This is a genomic window from Allobosea sp. GW821-FHT10B12, from assembly GCF_059415545.1.
The window spans coordinates 37,587-54,624 of sequence record NZ_JBWKNL010000003.1 but is presented as its reverse complement, the minus strand read 5'-3'; the positions used below and the strand labels follow the sequence as shown (position 1 = coordinate 54,624).

Annotated in this window: 23 protein-coding genes; 18 read left to right on the top strand and 5 right to left on the bottom strand. The window is 65.6% G+C overall.

The genetic code is table 11. The features are described 5' to 3' along the window. Positions 1-7 precede the first annotated feature (7 nt). The 4 genes from AC07O0_RS10030 to AC07O0_RS10015 all read left to right on the top strand — a co-directional run bounded on the left by AC07O0_RS10030 (position 8) and on the right by AC07O0_RS10015 (position 3,128). A complete protein-coding gene (locus tag AC07O0_RS10030) occupies positions 8-1,282 on the top strand; it encodes an FAD-dependent oxidoreductase (RefSeq protein ID WP_494622500.1) in 1,275 nt (424 codons plus the stop codon). Then, positions 1,279-1,497, top strand: a complete 219-nt coding sequence (locus tag AC07O0_RS10025; RefSeq protein ID WP_494622498.1) for a hypothetical protein — start codon at positions 1,279-1,281, stop codon at positions 1,495-1,497. Before AC07O0_RS10030 ends, AC07O0_RS10025 begins: the two co-directional genes overlap by 4 nt. 67 nt (positions 1,498-1,564) lie before the next feature. Further along, a complete protein-coding gene (locus AC07O0_RS10020; RefSeq protein ID WP_494622496.1) occupies positions 1,565-2,302 on the top strand; it encodes a helix-turn-helix domain-containing protein in 738 nt (245 codons plus the stop codon). A 100-nt stretch (positions 2,303-2,402) separates the two neighbouring features. Next, entirely contained in the window at positions 2,403-3,128 is a 726-nt protein-coding gene (locus AC07O0_RS10015) for a haloacid dehalogenase type II (RefSeq protein WP_494622494.1), read from the top strand. Here AC07O0_RS10015 and AC07O0_RS10010 read toward each other — a convergent pair whose 3' ends face one another. Next, positions 3,129-3,683, bottom strand: coding sequence for a DUF924 family protein (locus tag AC07O0_RS10010; RefSeq protein WP_494622491.1), 555 nt, complete (start codon positions 3,681-3,683; stop codon positions 3,129-3,131). A 148-nt stretch (positions 3,684-3,831) separates the two neighbouring features. Here AC07O0_RS10010 and AC07O0_RS10005 point away from each other — a divergent pair, with 148 nt between their 5' ends. From AC07O0_RS10005 to AC07O0_RS09975, 7 genes are all read left to right on the top strand, one after another. Further along, positions 3,832-4,482, top strand: a complete 651-nt coding sequence (locus AC07O0_RS10005) for a TetR/AcrR family transcriptional regulator C-terminal domain-containing protein (RefSeq protein WP_494622489.1) — start codon at positions 3,832-3,834, stop codon at positions 4,480-4,482. A gap of 34 nt (positions 4,483-4,516) precedes the next feature. Next, positions 4,517-5,536 (top strand): ketol-acid reductoisomerase, encoded by a 1,020-nt coding sequence (gene ilvC / locus AC07O0_RS10000; protein ID WP_061966828.1) that lies wholly within the window; start codon positions 4,517-4,519, stop codon positions 5,534-5,536. 248 nt (positions 5,537-5,784) lie between these two features. Beyond that, positions 5,785-5,970 carry a hypothetical protein gene (locus tag AC07O0_RS09995; protein ID WP_494622486.1) on the top strand — a complete coding sequence of 62 codons (186 nt, stop codon included), beginning with the start codon at positions 5,785-5,787 and terminating at the stop codon, positions 5,968-5,970. 26 nt (positions 5,971-5,996) lie between these two features. Then, the gene (locus AC07O0_RS09990; protein WP_494622484.1) at positions 5,997-6,218 is read left to right on the top strand and encodes a hypothetical protein; all 222 of its coding nucleotides are present in this window, start codon (positions 5,997-5,999) and stop codon (positions 6,216-6,218) included. Between the two features lie 281 nt (positions 6,219-6,499). Continuing rightward, a complete protein-coding gene (locus tag AC07O0_RS09985) occupies positions 6,500-7,327 on the top strand; it encodes a helix-turn-helix transcriptional regulator (RefSeq protein WP_494622482.1) in 828 nt (275 codons plus the stop codon). Between the two features lie 88 nt (positions 7,328-7,415). Next, positions 7,416-7,796 carry a DUF1127 domain-containing protein gene (locus AC07O0_RS09980; protein WP_494622480.1) on the top strand — a complete coding sequence of 127 codons (381 nt, stop codon included), beginning with the start codon at positions 7,416-7,418 and terminating at the stop codon, positions 7,794-7,796. 25 nt (positions 7,797-7,821) lie between these two features. Then, positions 7,822-7,974 carry a hypothetical protein gene (locus AC07O0_RS09975; protein WP_476815753.1) on the top strand — a complete coding sequence of 51 codons (153 nt, stop codon included), beginning with the start codon at positions 7,822-7,824 and terminating at the stop codon, positions 7,972-7,974. Positions 7,975-8,033: 59 nt separating this feature from the next. On the opposite strand, the gene AC07O0_RS09970 is transcribed toward AC07O0_RS09975, so the two are convergent. Together AC07O0_RS09970 and AC07O0_RS09965 are read right to left on the bottom strand one after the other, a co-directional pair. Beyond that, positions 8,034-8,393: a ComEA family DNA-binding protein gene (locus AC07O0_RS09970; protein ID WP_494622477.1), complete on the bottom strand. Its 360-nt coding sequence runs from the start codon at positions 8,391-8,393 to the stop codon at positions 8,034-8,036. A gap of 204 nt (positions 8,394-8,597) precedes the next feature. After that, complete coding sequence (locus AC07O0_RS09965; protein ID WP_494622475.1) at positions 8,598-9,113, bottom strand: DedA family protein; 516 nt, start codon at positions 9,111-9,113, stop codon at positions 8,598-8,600. Between the two features lie 214 nt (positions 9,114-9,327). Here AC07O0_RS09965 and AC07O0_RS09960 point away from each other — a divergent pair, with 214 nt between their 5' ends. The 4 genes from AC07O0_RS09960 to AC07O0_RS09945 all read left to right on the top strand — a co-directional run bounded on the left by AC07O0_RS09960 (position 9,328) and on the right by AC07O0_RS09945 (position 13,015). After that, on the top strand, positions 9,328-10,197 hold the full coding sequence (locus AC07O0_RS09960; protein ID WP_494622473.1) for an ABC transporter ATP-binding protein: 870 nt from the start codon (positions 9,328-9,330) through the stop codon (positions 10,195-10,197). After that, positions 10,194-10,985 carry an ABC transporter permease gene (locus tag AC07O0_RS09955; protein ID WP_494622471.1) on the top strand — a complete coding sequence of 264 codons (792 nt, stop codon included), beginning with the start codon at positions 10,194-10,196 and terminating at the stop codon, positions 10,983-10,985. The genes AC07O0_RS09960 and AC07O0_RS09955 overlap by 4 nt, the downstream gene beginning before the upstream one ends. An 80-nt stretch (positions 10,986-11,065) precedes the next feature. Next, positions 11,066-11,530, top strand: coding sequence for a hypothetical protein (locus AC07O0_RS09950; protein WP_494622469.1), 465 nt, complete (start codon positions 11,066-11,068; stop codon positions 11,528-11,530). A 117-nt stretch (positions 11,531-11,647) separates the two neighbouring features. Then, positions 11,648-13,015 (top strand): DUF3592 domain-containing protein, encoded by a 1,368-nt coding sequence (locus AC07O0_RS09945; protein WP_494622467.1) that lies wholly within the window; start codon positions 11,648-11,650, stop codon positions 13,013-13,015. Here AC07O0_RS09945 and AC07O0_RS09940 read toward each other — a convergent pair. Further along, positions 13,012-13,344, bottom strand: coding sequence for a hypothetical protein (locus tag AC07O0_RS09940; RefSeq protein WP_494622465.1), 333 nt, complete (start codon positions 13,342-13,344; stop codon positions 13,012-13,014). The two genes, AC07O0_RS09945 and AC07O0_RS09940, sit on opposite strands and share 4 nt — an antisense overlap. 436 nt (positions 13,345-13,780) lie before the next feature. Here AC07O0_RS09940 and AC07O0_RS09935 point away from each other — a divergent pair, with 436 nt between their 5' ends. Then, entirely contained in the window at positions 13,781-14,806 is a 1,026-nt protein-coding gene (locus AC07O0_RS09935) for an ABC transporter substrate-binding protein (RefSeq protein ID WP_494622463.1), read from the top strand. 160 nt (positions 14,807-14,966) lie between these two features. Here the strand turns inward: AC07O0_RS09935 and AC07O0_RS09930 are convergent, their stop codons facing one another. Beyond that, entirely contained in the window at positions 14,967-15,812 is an 846-nt protein-coding gene (locus tag AC07O0_RS09930; protein WP_494622461.1) for a cupin domain-containing protein, read from the bottom strand. Between the two features lie 236 nt (positions 15,813-16,048). On the opposite strand from AC07O0_RS09930, the gene AC07O0_RS09925 reads away from it, so the two are divergent. Continuing rightward, complete coding sequence (locus AC07O0_RS09925) at positions 16,049-16,465, top strand: hypothetical protein (protein WP_494622459.1); 417 nt, start codon at positions 16,049-16,051, stop codon at positions 16,463-16,465. A 76-nt stretch (positions 16,466-16,541) separates the two neighbouring features. Further along, on the top strand, positions 16,542-16,949 hold the full coding sequence (locus AC07O0_RS09920; RefSeq protein ID WP_494622457.1) for a nuclear transport factor 2 family protein: 408 nt from the start codon (positions 16,542-16,544) through the stop codon (positions 16,947-16,949). Positions 16,950-17,038 lie beyond the last annotated feature (89 nt).

Genomic DNA, 17,038 nt, shown 5'->3' with positions numbered 1-17,038 from the left:
CTGCGGCATGAGTCGCAGCCTCACGATCGCGATCATCGGGTGCGGCACCGCCGGGCTGGCTGCCGCACTCCTGCTCGAACGGGCCGGCCACAAGGTCACGCTGGTCGAGCGCTTCAGCGAGCCGCAGCCATTGGGCTCTGGCCTGATCCTGCAGCCGAGCGGACTCGCCGTCCTCGACGAACTCGGGCTCGCGGCGCCGCTGATCGCCGCCGGCAGCCGGATCGACCGGCTGTTCGGGCTGAACGCCGATACGGGCTCGGTCGTGCTCGATGTGCGCTACGCCGCGCTGAAGCGCGAGCGCTTCGGTGTCGGCATCCACCGCGCGGCGCTGTTCGAGACGCTGTTCGTTGCCGTGCAGCAGCAGGCGGTCACGATCGAGACCGGTATCGAGGTCGGCGACATCGATACCACAGAGGACGGCAAGGTCTCGCTGCTTGCCGCGGGCGGCCGCCGCATCGGTCCGTTCGATCTCGTCGTCGATGCGTCCGGCACGCGCTCAGCCCTGCTCAGTCATGCCGCCGGGCCAACAGTACGGGTGCCGCTCAGCTATGGTGCGCTCTGGGCCAATGTCCCGCTCGCCGGCACCGGCTTCGACCGCCATGCGCTCGAACAGCGCTATCGTCGCGCCAGCGTGATGGTCGGAGTGCTGCCGATCGGGCGTCAAGGCGAGGAGCCGGAGCCGCAGGCAGCGCTGTTCTGGAGTCTGAAAGCGGATGCGCTCGATGCCTGGCGCAGCGCTGGACTCGCAGCATGGAAGGCCGAGGTCGAGCGGGTTTGGCCAGCGACCGCGCCATTGCTCGCGCATATCACCGCCCCCGAGCAACTGACCTTTGCGAGCTATCGCCACCAGACACTGCCGCAGCCTTACGGCAAGCGGATCGCCTTCATCGGCGACGCCGCCCATTCGACCAGCCCGCAATTGGGGCAGGGGGCGAACATGGCCCTGCTCGATGCCTATGCCCTGGCGGTGGCACTCGATCAGGCCGGTGATCTTGATGCCGCGTTGCGCCGCTATGCCCAGCTTCGTCGCTGGCATGTCCGGCTCTACCAGGCGGCGAGCCGGATGTTCACGCCGTTCTACCAGTCGGACAGCGCCGTGCTGCCATTGATCCGCGACCGGGTGGTGCCGCCATTAGCGCGGCTGCCGGGCATCGACCGGATGCTGGCATTGCTGGTCTCGGGGCTGATCGGCGATCCCTTGCGGCGGCTGGGCTTGAAGGAGCCCGCGATTGCTGCTGAAAGCGATCGACCGGCGCTCGCCGGAGAGGGGGCGGAGCGGTGACGATCGGACTGAATGAAATCTCGCTCGGCCTCGGCGCGATCGGCTTCGCCTGCTTCGCCTGGCCGATCTATCAGCGCCTGACCGGCAAGGCCGAAGCCGAGCCGCTCGGCTCGGGCAAGAGCCTGCGCTCGCCGCTGTGGTGGGCCGGCTTCGTGCTGACGGTGGCGGCGATCTTCCTGCAGCGGATCGTGGCGCAGCAGGCGGCCGGCGGCTGAGGCCTCTTGATCGCCTGCGCCGATCGGCGGCAAATGGGCTGCATAACCTCTTGCGCATGAGTGGATGATGTCGATCCATCTCGAACTCCGCAGCTATCGCGGCGGCGACCGCCACCGCCACGACTACAGCCAGATCCTGCTGCCGATGCAGGGCGCGATGCGGCTCGACGTCGAGGGGCATCGCAGCGTCGTGTCGAGCAATTGCGTCGCCATCATCCCGCGCGAGCATGAGCATGATTTCGAGCCGACGGCCGATTGCAGCATGCTGATCCTCGATGTCGAGGCGGGAGCTTTCGCCAGCGAAGCCGAGCCGGCGCTGCTGCGCGATCCCGTCCCATCGCTGACGCGGGTCGAGCCCTGGCTGTGGCGGATGTTCCGCCAACTCGGCGCCGAGGTCGAAGCTGGCGCCTGCCGGCCGAGCGATGCCGCGCGGATGGCCATGGCGGGGCTGCAATTGGTCGCGCCGAATACCATGCCCCGGCCGCTGTCGCGGGCGGAAGGACGGGTCATCGATGTCGCCCGCTCGGGCGGGGCTGGGAGCGTCGCGCAGATGGCGCGGACCGCCGGCCTCGGCCAGAGCCGGTTCCATGCCTTGTTCCGCGCGACAACCGGGCGGTCGCCGAAGCAATCGCAATTGACCCGGCTGTTCGACGAGGCCGCCGAGCAACTGGTCGTGACGGCGCTGCCGATCTCGGAGATCGCCTATGGGCTGGGCTACCAGAACGCCTCGTCCTTCAACCGGCAGTTCAGGCGGCGCTTCGGCCTGACGCCGTCCGAGTTCCGCGCCGCGAGCCGGAGCCGATAAGCGCAGCTTCGGTCAAGCCGTTCGGAGCTTCGCCTCATCACGGCGGTACGGGTGCTCGCTATGGTCCACGCGACTCCGCACCCCACGAGGACCGCCGGCTATGAAACTCACCGATTTCAAGGTTCTGACCTTCGACTGCTACGGCACGCTGATCGACTGGGAGACCGGGATTTGGAACGCGCTGCAGCCACTGATCAGCGCCGGCCGGCTCGACCTTGGCCGTGAGGAAGCGCTGGCGCGTTTCGGCCGTATCGAGAGCGAAGTTGAAGAGGCGGGGCCGTCGCTGCGCTATTCGACATTGCTCGCCGCCGTCCATGCCCGCCTCGCCAAGGATCTGGGCGTCGACATCCATGCCGATCTGAACGAGCGTTTCGGCGGCTCGGTGCCGGACTGGCCGGCCTTTCCGGACTCGGCCGAGGCGCTGGCCTATCTCAAGCGGCACTACAAGCTCGTCATCCTCTCCAATGTCGATCGCACGAGTTTCGCGGCGAGCAACCGCAAGCTCGGCGTCACCTTCGACGCGATCTACACCGCCGAGGACATCGGCTCCTACAAGCCTGATCCGCGCAACTTCGATTATCTGCTGGCGCATCTGGGGGCCGATCTCGGCCTGAAAGCGGGCGACGTGCTGCACACCGCGCAGAGCCTGTTCCACGACCATGTCCCGGCGGAGCGGGCCGGGCTGGCGCGCGCCTGGATCGACCGGCGCTTCGGCATGGCCGGCAGCGGTGCGACGCAAATCCCCGCGAACCAGCCGAAGGTCGACTTTCATTTCAAGAGCATGGCCGAACTGGCCGAGGCTCATCGGAAAGCCATCGGCGGCTGATCAGCCGTTGAAGCCGCCATCGTCGAGGAAACGCTTCTCTTCGGCCGAGCTTTCTCGGCCGAGGACGGCGTTGCGGTGCGGAAAGCGGCCGAAATCGCGGATGATGTCGCGGTGGATGATGGCGTATTTGACCGAGTCGTCATCGCCAGAAGCCTCGCTCAAGGCGACGCAGCGCTCCTGGTCGGCGAGATCCTCGGAGTGCATGAACGGCAGGTACAGGAAGCGCCGCTCGGGATTGTCGAAGGCCTCATCGAAGCCGCGCGCGATCGCGCGGCCGGCGACCTCGCGTGCCAGCGGATCGGCCGCAAAGGCATGGGCTGAACCGCGATGCAGATTGCGCGGGAATTGGTCGAGCAGGATCAGCAGCGCGTAGACGCCCTCCGGAGTTTCTTCCCACTCCGAAAGCTCGCCACGCGCGGCGGCATCGACCAATGGCCGGAAGCGCCTGGCGATCTCAGCGTCGAAGGCGTCGTCCTTGGCGAACCATTTGTCCGGGCCGGCCTGTCGCCAGAAGGCGAGGACCTCGGCGGCTGCGGGCGGGGTCGGCTGGGTCATTTGTCGCTCCGGATCAGGCATTCTCGTTGGAGAGAGATATAGTTGCCTCTGCGGCGCCTGGACGATGAAATTTCTCCAGCGCGCCCTTGCGCCCCGGCAAGACCTACGGTAGATGCCAGAACCGTAACGTACGGTACTCTCCGGATCGATGAGCGAGATCGCGACCCATAGCCAAGGCGAGGCGCTGAGCGAGCGGCAGCAGGCCGTGCTCGACGCCGTGCTGGCGCTGATGGTGGAGCAGGGCGACCAGCTTACCATGACGGCGGTGGCGCGGCGCGCCAGCTGCTCGAAGGAGACGCTATACAAATGGTTCGGCGACCGGGATGGTCTGCTGACCGCGACGGTTCAGTGGCAGGCCTCGAAGGTCCGCGCCGACAACTACGACCGCCAGGCACTCGATGCGGCGACATTGCGCAAAAGCCTGCGGGATTTCGCCGAGAACTGGCTGAGCGTGATCACGAGCCAGACCTCGATCGCGCTCAATCGCGCCGCCATCGGCCATGCCGCCTCGGGCAAGAGCAATCTCGGCGGCATCGTCCTGGCCAATGGCCGCTTCGCCATCGGAGCACGATTGACCCCGCTGCTCGAAGCCGGGCGCGCAGCCGGGCTGCTCGATTTCGACGACGCCGAGACGGCGTTCCGTACCTTTTTCGGCCTGGTCGGCCGCGATGTTCAGATCAGGCTGCTGCTGGGCGATGCGCTCGCCGCCGGCAAGGTCGAGATCCAGCGCGACGCGGCCCGAGCTACCGACCAGTTCCTCGCCCTTCACGGACGGCAGGGTGCCGTACCGAAAGCCTGAAGCCAAGAGATCAACCCAAGGAAGGACGCATCCAATGCGCGTTTATTACGATCGCGACGCCGACATCAATCTGATCAAGGGCAAGAAGGTCTGCATCGTCGGCTACGGCTCGCAGGGCCATGCGCACGCGCTCAACCTGCGCGACTCCGGCGTCAAGGAAATCATCATCGCCTTGAAGGCCGGCTCGGCCACCCGCAAGAAGGCCGAAGAGGCCGGCTTCAAGGTGATGACCCCGTCCGAGGCCGCCAAGGTCTCCGACATCATGATGATGCTGACCCCCGACGAGCTGCAGGGCGACATCTACCGCGACGAGCTGCACGCCAACATGAAGGAAGGCGCTGCCCTTCTGTTCGCGCACGGCCTCAACGTCCATTTCAACCTGATCGAGCCGCGCAAGGACCTCGACGTGCTGATGGTCGCGCCGAAGGGCCCGGGCCACACCGTCCGCTCCGAGTACCAGCGCGGCGGCGGCGTGCCGACCCTGATCGCGATCCATCAGGACGCGACCGGCAATGCCCATGACCTCGGCCTTTCCTATGCGTCGGCCAATGGCGGCGGCCGCGCCGGCATCATCGAGACCACCTTCAAGGAAGAGTGCGAGACCGATCTGTTCGGCGAGCAGGTCGTGCTCTGCGGCGGCCTGGTCGAGCTGATCAAGGCCGGCTACGAGACGCTGACCGAGGCCGGCTACGCCCCCGAGATGGCCTATTTCGAGTGCCTGCACGAGGTGAAGCTGATCGTCGACCTCATCTACGAGGGCGGCATCGCCAACATGAACTACTCGATCTCGAACACGGCCGAATATGGCGAGTACGTCACCGGCCCGCGGATCATCACGGCCGAGACCAAGGCCGAGATGAAGCGCGTGCTGACCGACATCCAGTCGGGCAAGTTCACCCGGGACTGGATGCTGGAGAACAAGGTCAACCAGACCTCGTTCAAGGCGACCCGCGCCCGCTATGCCGCTCACCCGATCGAGGAAGTCGGCGCCAAGCTGCGCGACATGATGCCGTGGATCAAGGCGAAGGCCCTGGTCGACAAGACCAAGAACTGAGCGGACTCCGCTCCGTCATTCCGGACAAGCGGCTTTAGCCGCGCAGCTCCGGAATTCATCGTAGAGTACAGTTCCCTACGATGGATTCCGGCACTCTGGTCCGCTGCGGCCGGAATGACGATAAGAGGTTGAGAATCAAGGGAACGGGCGCTCGCAAGGGCGCCCGTTTCGCGTTGAAGGGACCCGTCTGGGGAACCGCTTCCCGCGGTAGGCGTTGATGCTCCAGTCGATGGAAGCAGGAGCGTGCGATGACCGGCCAGGACGAACTGGAACACAGGGCGATCGAGCGGCTGCATCAGCGCCAGGCCCGTCACGGGTTGGCCGACGTCGCCAAGCCTGCGTCCTGGGACGATCAGCTCCCCGTCCTGCTGCTGGGTGGATTTCTCGCCGTCACGCTGCTGGCGAGCGTGCTGATGCGCGCTGTCGGCGGCTGACGGCCCAGAGCCAGACGGAGGCCGCCATGCAAGACGACGTCAAGGTGCGCGAGGCGCGCATTCCGGAAAAGGGCGGCGAGCCGATCCCGCCGATGCGGGCGGATGTCCACTCCGACGCCGATCCGGCGGTCGAGACGCCGGTGGAGGCGCGGCAAGGCTTCCTCGACCGGCCCGTGCTGGTGGTCCTGGTCGCCGGGCTGGCGCTCGCGATCCTCGGTTGGGGCGTCGCCGAGATGTGGGCCTATTGAGCCGACCGCGACCTGACATTTCCGAGACGGAAGACATTTCCCGACGAAGCAGATTCAAGCTGAACAGATGGAGGCGATGATGACACCGATCCGATCGATGCCTGCGTCCCAGGGGGTTCAGTTCAAGGTCGCTCATCTGGCGCTGGGCGCCTCGTTCGCCCTGCTGACGTTGATCGTCTTTGGCGTGCTGTAGTTCGCCATGGCGCAAGAGCCGGCCGGCTCAGGCCAAAGTAGCCTGATCTTTGTGCCGGCTCTCTCTTTGAGCGCCGCGAAAGGCAGGCATGTCGCAATTCTCGGTAAGCAAGCTGCTCGACAGCGAGATCGTGCTGGTGCGCGATGTCGTCTGCTCCGGCGAGTGCCGGCATCGCAGCGACGAGGAATGCGCGCACGCGACCCATCTCGTCTTCCCCTATCGCGGCATCTTCGTACGCCATGTCGGGCGCGACGATGCGGTGGCCGAGAGCAACCAGGTCTTGTTCTTCAACCCGCATGAGGGCTACCAGGTGAGCCACCCCGTTGCGGGCGGCGATGCCTGTCTTGACCTGCGCCTGGGCGAAGGCGTCCTGCACGAACTCGCGCCGGCCGAGTTGCTGCGCAGCGGCACGAGCGCCTTCCTGATGCAGCGCCGCCGGATCGATCCGCGCGCGCAGGCGCTCGTCGCCCTGCTGCGGCACAGCCTGCAGCGCGGCGTCGCCGAGCCGCTGGAGGCGGAGACGCTCGCGCTGACCCTGGTGCGGCGGGCGTTGGGCGAACGAACCTCGCATGCCGCCGGCGCCTCGCCCGGCCGGCGCAAGCTGGTCGACCGGGCCAAGCTCGTGATGGCATCCGATCTCGCCAGGCGCTGGACGCTGGCCGAGATCGCAAGCGAAGTCGGCGTCTCGCCGGTCTATCTCACCCAGGTCTTCGCACAGGTCGAGGCTGTTCCACTTTATCGCTACCAATTGCGACTGCGGCTGGCGCGGGCGCTCGACCTGCTCGGCGATTATGACGACCTGACCCAGCTCGGGCTCGAGCTCGGCTTCTCCAGCCACAGCCACTTCAGTGCTGCCTTCAAGCAGGCCTATGGCCGCACGCCGGCGGAGTTCCAGCGCTCGCTCAAACTCCGCTGACAGAAGCTGTCACTGAACGCGAAAGATTCTGACAGCAGCTGTCAGCCTGAAGGTGTCCACTTCCGTCTCACAACGACGGAGACAGGTCATGATCAGTTTCATCATTGGATCGGCCAAGCCTGTGCTCGCGGTGGTCGACGCACTTGGCCGGGTTTTCGGGGCGATCGGCCACTGGCTGCAGTCGCGCCGCGACTATCGCACCCTCTGCGACATGACCGAGCGCGACCTGCGCGATCTCGGGCTGCGGGACAGCGATCTGCGCGATGCCACGGCGGCGCCCTTTTTTGGCGACCCGACCGGGATCATCGCCATTCGCGTGGACGAGCGGCGCGGCTTGGCGGGAGGGGAAAGCGTCGACGAGGTCCTGCGCGGCTTAAGCGCCGGAGCGCGGGCTCAGCCAGAGCGGATCGCTAAAGAATCCGACAGCGCCGGAGGTGGCCGGGTGGTCTTTCTCAGGGCGGCCGAATGAGCGGCCCCCGACAAGGAGGAAGGCCATGAGTGGAACCTGCGCAGCCTGCGATTGCGAGCTCGACGAGACCCCGATCAAGGTCACGATCGGCGGCAATACGGTCGAGGTCTGCTGCGACGATTGCGCCCAGGCGCTGCGGGAGGCTGATGCCTCGCAGGCGCAGGCGAGCGGCCACTAGACTGCTGCAAACGAAAGAGCCGGCCGCGGAAGCGGCCGGCTCGTCGATTCCAGATGGGGTCAGAAGGTGACCTGGTCCTTGATCTCGGCCTCGACGTTGGAGGGCAGCACGCTGCGCTTCACCAGATCGTCGAAGTTCTTGAACTTCGCCTTGGCGCGCTCCTCGACGATCTTCTTGGAGCGGGCCTCGCCGATGCCCTTGAGCTGCTCGAGCTCGCTGGCGCTGGCGGTGTTGATGTTGATCTTCTTGGTCTGGGCCTGGGTGGTCGGCGCGGCCGGCTTCGCGGCCGGGGCGGCGGGCGTCGTCACGGGCGCGGTCGGCTTGGCCGGGGTCGTGGGCTGGGTCGCCGTCTGTGCGAGGGCCGGGCCGGCAGCGAGAGCGAGCGCGGCGAGGCCGATAGCGAAACGAGACATCGTCATGGCGTGGACTCCTGTTTAAGTCCTGCCCGGGGGGAGCTGAGCTGCACGGATGCCGGGCCGTCCGCGCCGCCGCGCCGTTGCGAACCGAGGATCCGGTCCAGACGCGATGGCTGGACTTTCGGCTGGCGCGGCTGAACGCGATCTGAGGCGAGTGTTCAGCTGCCGTTGTGCTCTTCGCCGGGTTTTCGCCGCGATTGGCCAGCGCTATTTGCCGGTGAACTGGATAACGTATTCGGAGAAGCGCCCGGCGCCGTAGATCAGGCCGAAGCCCCAGGCGAAGGAGGCGGCGAAGTTCGCCAGCTGGAACGGCCAGAACGGCATCTTCACGATGCCGGCGACGAGCGCGATCACCGCCCGGATCGGTCCGAAGAAATGGCCGATGGCGACGCCGAGCACGCCCCATTTCTCGAAGAAGTCATGGCCGCGCTGGAGCAGCGCCGGGTTGTTGCGTATCGGCCAATGGTCTCCGACACGCGGGCCCAGCACCAAGCCGACCCAATAGGAAATCCAGAAGCCGGAGGCCGCGCCGAGTGCAGCCGCGAGCGAGAGCGGCACGAGGTTGAGGCCGGAAGCGCCGGCGATCGCGCCGAAGGCGGTGAAGAATACCGTGGCGGGCACCAGCCAGGACAGGATCGCGACGCATTCGGCAAAGGCGATGAGGAAGACGATCGGCGCGGCCCAATACTGGTTGACGCGCATGAACGCGACAAGCTCGTGCATCCATTGCTCAAGCGGGGGCATGGGCCGGTGATTCCTCCTGCGATCAGGCCAGCGATAGAGCAGAAGCGTCGACTTTTCGCTACCAGCCAGCAGGCTGCCGGGACGGGATGCCGCGGGCGGGTTGCCTTCGCGGATTGATTGCCTAGTGTTCGCGACGAACGGAAATAAGCGGCGCGCGCCGGAAGGCTAGCGACGGCAGGGGACGGGATAATCCATGGAGTCCAAGGTCAGCCCGCCCGGCGACAGGGGCGCGGCAGGAGAGCAGCCGGCGGTCAGGCTCGCCGGCATCGACATCACCTTCCATCTCAAGGGCGGCAGCCGCTACCAGGCGGTGAAGGGCATCGACCTATCCGTCGCGCCCGGAGAATTCGTCTCGGTGGTCGGGCCGACCGGCTGCGGCAAGTCGACTTTGCTCAACGCCGCCGCCGGGCTGCTGACGCCGTCGGCCGGCAAGGTTTCGATCTTCGGCCAGCCGCTGTCCGGCCTCAACCGCCGCGCCGGCTATCTCTTCCAGCAGGACGCGCTGATGCCGTGGAAGACGGCGCTCGACAACGTCAAGGTTGCGCTGGAGCCGATGGGCGTCTCCGATGCCGAGGCTGACAAGCGGGCGCGCGACTGGCTTGGGCGCGTCGGCCTGCGCGCCTTCGTCGAGCGCTATCCGCACATGCTCTCCGGCGGCCAGCGCAAGCGCGTGGCCCTCGCGCAGATGCTGATTCGCGATCCCGAGATCCTGCTGATGGACGAGCCCTTCGGGCCGCTCGACGCGCAGACCCGCCAGATCATGGGCAATCTCCTGCTCGATCTTTGGAGCCGCGACCGCAAGGCGCTGATCTTCGTGACCCACGATCTCGAAGAAGCGATCGCGCTGTCCGACCGGGTGGTGGTGATGACGGCGGGCCCTGCTGCCGGCATCGTCGCCGACTATCATGTGCCGCTGGCCCGGCCGCGCGACATCGCCGAGATCAGGCTGGAAAAAGCCTTCCACGAAATCCATCGCGACATCTGGGCCTCGCTTCGGGTCGAGGTGCAGAAGGCCTACGCCATGGGCGAGGGCAGGGAATTGGTCGAAGGAGCCGCGTCATGAGCCGCGTTAAGCTCTTGGCCCTCCAGATCCTGGTGATGATCGTCTTCCTGGCGATCTGGCATGTCGTCACCACCACCAGCCTGTTCGGCGACATCAAGACGACGCAGTTCTTCTTCTCGACGCCGGCCGACGTGCTGGCGCGGACCTGGAAGCAGCTCACCGGCGCCGACATCTACTACCATCTCGGCATCACCCTGACCGAGACGGTGCTCGCCTTCGTGATCGGCTCGGCGGCGGGCATCTTCTTCGGCTTCGCCTTCGCCCGGAACGCGCTGCTGGCGGCGGTGTTCGACCCCTACATCAAGGCGGCGAACGCCCTGCCGCGCGTCGTGCTGGCGCCGATCTTCGCGCTCTGGTTCGGCCTCGGCATCTGGTCGAAGGTGGCGCTCGGCTTCACGCTGGTGTTCTTCATCGTCTTCTTCAACGTCTACCAGGGCGTGCGCGAGGTCTCGCCGACGGTGCTGGCCAATGCCCGCATGCTCGGCATGAACGAGCGCCAGCTCTTCCGCCATGTCTATTGGCCGTCGGCGCTGACCTGGATGTTCTCGTCGCTGCACACCTCGGTCGGCTTTGCGCTGGTCGGCGCGGTGGTCGGCGAATATCTCGGCTCGTCTGCGGGCCTGGGCTACAAGATCCACGAGGCCGAGAGCGTCTTCGACGTCACCGGCGTGTTCTCGGGCATGCTGATCCTGGCGATCTTCGTGATCCTGATCGATTCGATCGTGACGCTGGTCGAGAACCGGCTGCTGGTCTGGCGGCCGGGGCAGAGCAGTACGACGACAAGCTGAGCATCTGCTGCCAGATTCTAGACGTGCAGATTTGGCGCGATAGTTTTTGACCGCGGATGATGCGACGAAAAGGGGTATCCATGCTGGCGCGCGCAATCGTCATCGGAATTGGCCTTGCCGTCATGCTCCCGGGATTGATCTATCACGGCATCACGTCGATCTATCCTCAGCCAAAGCGCGAGGCATTTTTCGGACCGACGCCACAAATCTTGATTCCGCAGAATGCCACACAGGAGGAACGCAAGGCGCAGGCGGAAGACCAGCAGCGCAAACAGCAGCTGTTTGGAGCTGCGATGCGCGAATTTTCCAAGGTCCGTGTGCTGGTGACAACCGTTCTCGGCGCCCTTGCTATTCTGGCTGGCGCTCTCCTGCCTGTCCCGGCCATTGCGGCCGGAGTGATCGCGGGCGGCGCACTTTCGATCGGCGTCGGTTATTGGTCTTACGGGTCGGATCTGCCGGAGTGGTGGCGCTTCGCATCGCTTCTCGCCGGTTCCTTGTCCCTCGTTTTCGTGGGCTACCGTCAATGGCGACATGATCTGTCTTGAGGAGGCGGAACGCTGCAGGAAAGGCGGGAAGGGACCCTCCTGGAGATGAAATAGGCGTCACTTGATTCCGGGCACGAACGAGCGCCATCCTCGCCTTTCCATCGTCGGGGGGCGGTCATGGAGCTCGATGTCTGCGATCGCATCACGGCTGATCCGACGCGGGAGGACATCGTCCATGCCATCGACCAGCGCGGCGACGACCCAGACTGGTTCATCAACCTCTCCGACGATGACGGTTATGTCGAAGCGGAGCTGGAAGGGAAGGGCCGGTTCCGGCTGGCCTACCATTCCGGCAAGGCGCGGTTCGACGCCGCCGAGACGGTCGATGCGGCGACGCTGAAGCGGATTCTCCTCGCCTATCTCGGCGGCGATCTAAGCTGGCGCGGCAAGCTGGGCTGGCAGCGCAAGGCCTCGCCCGCCAAGGCGGCTGAGGCCAGAGGCGAGCCGCCGGTCTGGGCGGTGGTGGCGGTGGTCGCCTCGCTGGCGCTGATCTTCGTGATCGCGGAGGTGCTGCCGGAGAGCTGGGGCGAGCGCCTGCCTTTCGCCGGAACGACCATGGGCAACATCGCGCTGATCGCGCTGCCGATGGTGGTGATGGTCGCCGCGATGATCATCAACGCGATGTTGAAGGTGCGGCGGGCCAAGGGCTGGGCGCAGGCGCAGGGGCGCATCACCCTGTCGCGGATGGCGGTGCGGCGTCCACCCGCAGGCAACGAGATCGGCACGGTCGTGAACGTCCCGGACGTCGCCTACAGCTTCAGGGTCGGCGGGCAAGATTATCGCGGCACGCGCGTCAGTCTCGGCGACATCAGCGGTAAATATGCGCAGGAAGCGCTGGCACGCTATCCGGTCGGCAAGATGGTGACCGTCTTCTACGATCCGGCCGATCCCGGCGAGTGTGTGCTGGAGCGCGAGGCGCCGAAGGGAGCGGTCAAGGGTTGCGGCTTCCTGCTGCTCGTCCTGGCTTTGCTCGGCGGCGGGTTCTACTGGGCGCTGACGCAGGGCGCCGAGACTCTCAAGGCGCGGATGCCGGATGCGGATGTCCCGGTGATGCTGTTCGCCGCGCTGTTCGGCCTGATGGCACTGCTGTTCTTCGTCGGGCACCGGCGCTATCTGGCGCGCGCCAACGCCTGGCCGGTCACGCAGGGCGAGATCGTCTCCAGCGTGGTCGAGCAGCGCAGCTCGACAGAGAACGGCAAGACGCGCAGGGCCTATCTTCCCGTCGTCGAGTTCGCCTATTCGGTCGGTGGCAATCGCCTGCACAGCCGGCAGGTGAAGCTCGGCCTGGAGGTCTCGGGCTCGGAGAGCCTCGCGCAAGGGATCGTCGATCGCTATCCGGCCGGCACGCCGGTCGAGGTGCATTACGACCCGCAGGACCCGTCGAACGCGGCACTTGAAAACCCGACGGAAACGAACTGGATCCTGCTCGGCGTCGCGCTCGCCTGCTTCGCCATCGCGCTCTATGCGAGCCGCGTCTTCCGCTAGCTCGATTCGTCTGCACTCTTTTGGCCCGGCGAGGCTCCGAGCATCCGTATCAGCTCGGCATAGCGCGGCATCAGCTCCTCGCGCCGCTGCATGTCGCGGTCGAACTGCGCCTGTTTGTCCGCCACGCTGCTCTCGTCCTGCGGTGCGGCGCTGCCTTGGAACATCTCGTCGAGCGCATGGGCCGTTGTGCGGTCGCTGAGCCAGACGAGTTCCTGCTGCAGCGCCGTGTACTCGGTCATCAGCTTGAAGCGCTTTTCGACCCAGCTCGGCTCGGCGGGGTCGTCGACACGGGCTCCTGGTGTCTGCGCTGTGGCGCTGCCCTGAGCCATGGCGGTGCGAGCCTGGTCCGACAGGTCGAGGATGACGGCTTCGTCTTGATCAGGCGTTGCCGACGGGATGGCGACAGGCGAAGAGTTCGCCCTATCCGGAGCAGGCACGCCTGCTGATGGCGCGCTCTGCGGGAGTTCATAAGGGGAAGGCGCAGTCCGGGCCGCTACTGCGTCCACCATGACCGTCTCCTGTTTCGTCCGTTCTGGTCGAAAGCCGTCGTCGATGCGTCGTCGGGCGTCACCGCATCCGGCCAATGTGAAAGCTGGGCCTTAACAAGCCTTGAATCTTTCCCGTCGCTTCCGCGGCGATCGGCGTCGGCTTGATGGTCTGCGCCGCGACATGCCCACGCTTGCCCCGTTCGCCGCAATGCGCCTATCTTCGTCGCGAAATCGCGCCTTTTTCGAAGCGCGTCATCGCTCAACCGGAGGAAATTCCATGATTTTCACTCGCCGCGCGGCGCTCGCTGCGCTCGCCCTCACCACCGCGCTCGGCGCTTCGGCGGCCTTCGCCCAGAATGCCGAGAAGCCCAAGCTGACGCTCGGCGTCGGCGGCAAGCAGCTGCTGTACTATCTTCCGCTGACCGTCGCGGAGAAGAAGGGCTTCTTCAAGGATCAGGGGCTCGACGTTGAGATCAACGATTTCGGCGGCGGCGCCAAGTCGCTGCAGGCGCTCGTCGGCGGCTCGGTCGATGTCGTCACGGGTGCCTATGAGCACACCATCCGCATGCAGGCCAAGGGCCAGGACATCCGCGCCGTGATCGAGCTCGGGCGCTTCCCGGCGATCACCATCGCCGTGCGCAAGGACCTCGCCGACAAGGTGAAGTCCGCCGCCGACTTCAAGGGCCTGAAGATCGGCGTCACCGCGCCCGGTTCCTCGACTGCGCTGACCGCGCAATACGCCATGGTCAAGGCCGGTCTCAAGGCGACGGATGCTCCGATCATCGGCGTCGGCGCCGGCGCCAGCGCGGTCGCCGCGATCAAGCAGAAGCAGGTCGACGTGATCTCGCATCTCGATCCCGTCACCTCGAAGCTGGAATCGGACGGCGATGTCGTTTCGCTGATCGACACCCGGACCGAAGCCGGCACCAAGGCGCTGTTCGGTGGCTCGAACCCGGCGGCGGTGCTCTATCTCAAGAACGATTTCGCCGAGAAGAACCCGGTGACGACGCAGAAGCTCGTCAACGCGCTGATGAAGTCGCTGAAATGGCTGGAGACGGCCAAGCCCGAGGATGTCGCCGATCTCGTGCCGGCCGAATACCATCTCGGCGACAAGCCGCTCTACCTGACCGCCGTGAAGAACTCGCAGGAGAGCTATTCGCGCACCGGCATCCCGACCGCCGACGCGATGAAGAGCATGTACGACTCGCTCAAGCTGCTCGACCCGGAGCTGACAAACTCGAATGTCGACCTGACCAAGACCTTCATCGACAGTTTCGCCAAGAAGGCGGCTGCGGGGTCGTAATCGCGAGGGAGCCCCCCTTGGGGGAGAAGGTGGCAGCGCGAAGCGCTGACGGATGAGGGAAGGGCCGCGCGAGCGGCCCTTTCTCGTCTCACCCGGTCGCACTGCCCTCATCCGTCTGCTTCGCAGACACCTTCTCCCCCGAGGGGAGAAGGGAAGGATCTCAGCCCCGCTTCCCGCCGACCGAGATGAAGGCCATCAGGCAGGGTTCAGGCAGCGGGTTGCGCCAGCGGTGCCGGGTGCCGTTCTGCACGATGCAGTCGCCCTGGCGCAGATGGACGATTTGTCCGTCGTCCAGCTCAAGCGTCATCTCGCCGCGAACCACGACGCCGTAGTCGATGGTGTCGGAGGTGTGCATGCCCGGGGCGCTGAGATCGAAGTGGTCGCCCATGCGCGGGACCTTCTCCGACATTTCCTGCAGCGCGCTCTTGAAGGTCACGCCGGCTGGCGGCTTCCAGCCCTCGGGCCGCCGCGGCGGATAGGAGATCAGGCGGAACATCGTGCCGCCGGGCCCTGGGAAGGCGACCGTGCCTTTCAGCATCGGATCGGGTTCCAGGCCAGTCAGCTGCGGCACGCCCTCGGTCATGTAGAGTTCGTAGAAGGTCAGCCCCGGATTGGAGTCGATCTCCACCACCTTGGACGTGACGTCGAACGACTTGAACACCGACTTGCCGGCTGCGTCACGGCCGGTGAGTGCCCGCTTTGGTGGCGGCAGCTCGCTGGAATCCTTCGCTTCGGCCGGTTGAGAGACCGCGGCCAGGGCGCCGCCGCCGGCCAGAGCGGAGAGCGCCTGGAGCAGTTGGCGCCGATCGCTATGCTCAGGCTGCCGGGCAGAGGGCTTCGTATCGACCAAGGATTTGGTCTTGTTCCGCAGTCGCAAGAACCAAGAGAACCTGCTCATCGTCTCCCCCTCCCTGTTCCGATATTTGTCTTTTTCGCTGTCGTGCCGAGCATCGCTCTGCTTCAGCGAGGAAATGCCTCGTTTTTTCAGTTTGGATGAAGAATTCAACCTTCTACAGCTAGACCTTAGGCTCATCGTTTGCTCAGGTTGGTGGCCTGGATTCTGGTGCATGCCGGTGAAGTGAGCGAGATGGCTCGCTTTCGGGCGTCGTCTTCACGTATTCGACCGGTAGTCGGCTGAGTTCACTCCGCCTAAAGTTCAATTGTTTGCAGTTGTAGGCGGGTGAATATTTCGGCGCGTCTGCTGGAGGTCCCTTCTGGCGGAGAAGGCTGGAAGGTGCCTGCATGTCGCCGAATGCCGCTGCCCTGTTCGCCTTCGTCATCATGATCCTCCCGATGGGCTATCTGCTGCTGGCGGCGCCCGGCTTCCTGTTCGTGAAGCTCGACGTCCTGCCGGTCGCCCGGCTCATGCGCATGATGTTCAGCGCCTATTTCCAGGTGCTGGTCGTGGCTGCGGTCGTAGGAACGATCGTTTTCGCGCTGACCGAGCGCTGGGCTTTCGTCATCGGCGTCGGCGTCCTGGCTTCCACGCTGATGGTGCGCCGCTGGCTTCTGGCGCGGCTGGACACCCAGATCGATAGCTGGCCCAGCGATGTCGGTCGCCGGCTGCGCCGGCTGCACTATAGCGGCATGGCATGCAATGCGGTTCAGCTCGCCGTCGTCATCGGCTGCATTCCCTACATCATGGGCACGCCGGTCTGATCAGGTTCGCCTGACGGCACGCTGGACTTGCACTCGCCGCGGCGCGAGAGTGGCGGTTGACGCAAGGAGAGGCGCCATGACCGATCGCGCTGCCGTCGAAGCCCTGATCCGAGATGCCTATGCCGCGCGCCATCGCGGCGATCTCGATGCCCTGATGGGATACATGCACTCCGATTGCAGCTATCGGCTGGCCGGCGGGCCGCAGGCTGCCGAAATCTTCGTGCAACCAGACGGTGTCGAAGCTGTCCGCGAGCAGATGGCCGGACTGATCGCGACTTATGTCTTCAGCAACATCGAAGAGCTGGCGATGACGGTCGATGGTGAGACGGCCACCTTGCACTGGCGTGCCGACGTCGAATGCAAGCCGACCGGCCGTACCGGCTCCTTCGAGATCATGGACGTGTTCACCATCGCCGATGGCAAGCTGAAGAGCGTGACGCAGTTCACTGACACCGCCGGCGTGGCGCGGCTTTCAAGTCCCTAGCATCCACGCTGATCGGGACCATCACCGCTTTCGATTTGCCTGCGACGCCGTAGCCGCTAGGTTCGCCGCGTCGTGTCGTCGAAGGCTGG

What these genes read in the sequence shown, in the direction of transcription:
- AC07O0_RS09955 (WP_494622471.1), top strand. Translation starts at nt 10,194, where the DNA reads ATGAGCCGCGTTAAGCTCTTGGCCCTCCAGATCCTGGTGATGATCGTC.
- AC07O0_RS10020 (WP_494622496.1), top strand. Translation starts at nt 1,565, where the DNA reads ATGTCGATCCATCTCGAACTCCGCAGCTATCGCGGCGGCGACCGCCAC.
- AC07O0_RS10015 (WP_494622494.1), top strand. Translation starts at nt 2,403, where the DNA reads ATGAAACTCACCGATTTCAAGGTTCTGACCTTCGACTGCTACGGCACG.
- AC07O0_RS10010 (WP_494622491.1), bottom strand. Translation starts at nt 3,683, where the DNA reads ATGACCCAGCCGACCCCGCCCGCAGCCGCCGAGGTCCTCGCCTTCTGG.
- AC07O0_RS10030 (WP_494622500.1), top strand. Translation starts at nt 8, where the DNA reads ATGAGTCGCAGCCTCACGATCGCGATCATCGGGTGCGGCACCGCCGGG.
- AC07O0_RS09995 (WP_494622486.1), top strand. Translation starts at nt 5,785, where the DNA reads ATGACCGGCCAGGACGAACTGGAACACAGGGCGATCGAGCGGCTGCAT.
- ilvC (WP_061966828.1), top strand. Translation starts at nt 4,517, where the DNA reads ATGCGCGTTTATTACGATCGCGACGCCGACATCAATCTGATCAAGGGC.
- AC07O0_RS09920 (WP_494622457.1), top strand. Translation starts at nt 16,542, where the DNA reads ATGACCGATCGCGCTGCCGTCGAAGCCCTGATCCGAGATGCCTATGCC.
- AC07O0_RS09970 (WP_494622477.1), bottom strand. Translation starts at nt 8,393, where the DNA reads ATGACGATGTCTCGTTTCGCTATCGGCCTCGCCGCGCTCGCTCTCGCT.
- AC07O0_RS09925 (WP_494622459.1), top strand. Translation starts at nt 16,049, where the DNA reads ATGTCGCCGAATGCCGCTGCCCTGTTCGCCTTCGTCATCATGATCCTC.
- AC07O0_RS09935 (WP_494622463.1), top strand. Translation starts at nt 13,781, where the DNA reads ATGATTTTCACTCGCCGCGCGGCGCTCGCTGCGCTCGCCCTCACCACC.
- AC07O0_RS09950 (WP_494622469.1), top strand. Translation starts at nt 11,066, where the DNA reads ATGCTGGCGCGCGCAATCGTCATCGGAATTGGCCTTGCCGTCATGCTC.
- AC07O0_RS09940 (WP_494622465.1), bottom strand. Translation starts at nt 13,344, where the DNA reads ATGGCTCAGGGCAGCGCCACAGCGCAGACACCAGGAGCCCGTGTCGAC.
- AC07O0_RS09965 (WP_494622475.1), bottom strand. Translation starts at nt 9,113, where the DNA reads ATGCACGAGCTTGTCGCGTTCATGCGCGTCAACCAGTATTGGGCCGCG.
- AC07O0_RS09945 (WP_494622467.1), top strand. Translation starts at nt 11,648, where the DNA reads ATGGAGCTCGATGTCTGCGATCGCATCACGGCTGATCCGACGCGGGAG.
- AC07O0_RS09990 (WP_494622484.1), top strand. Translation starts at nt 5,997, where the DNA reads ATGCAAGACGACGTCAAGGTGCGCGAGGCGCGCATTCCGGAAAAGGGC.
- AC07O0_RS09975 (WP_476815753.1), top strand. Translation starts at nt 7,822, where the DNA reads ATGAGTGGAACCTGCGCAGCCTGCGATTGCGAGCTCGACGAGACCCCG.
- AC07O0_RS09985 (WP_494622482.1), top strand. Translation starts at nt 6,500, where the DNA reads ATGTCGCAATTCTCGGTAAGCAAGCTGCTCGACAGCGAGATCGTGCTG.
- AC07O0_RS09960 (WP_494622473.1), top strand. Translation starts at nt 9,328, where the DNA reads ATGGAGTCCAAGGTCAGCCCGCCCGGCGACAGGGGCGCGGCAGGAGAG.
- AC07O0_RS10005 (WP_494622489.1), top strand. Translation starts at nt 3,832, where the DNA reads ATGAGCGAGATCGCGACCCATAGCCAAGGCGAGGCGCTGAGCGAGCGG.
- AC07O0_RS09980 (WP_494622480.1), top strand. Translation starts at nt 7,416, where the DNA reads ATGATCAGTTTCATCATTGGATCGGCCAAGCCTGTGCTCGCGGTGGTC.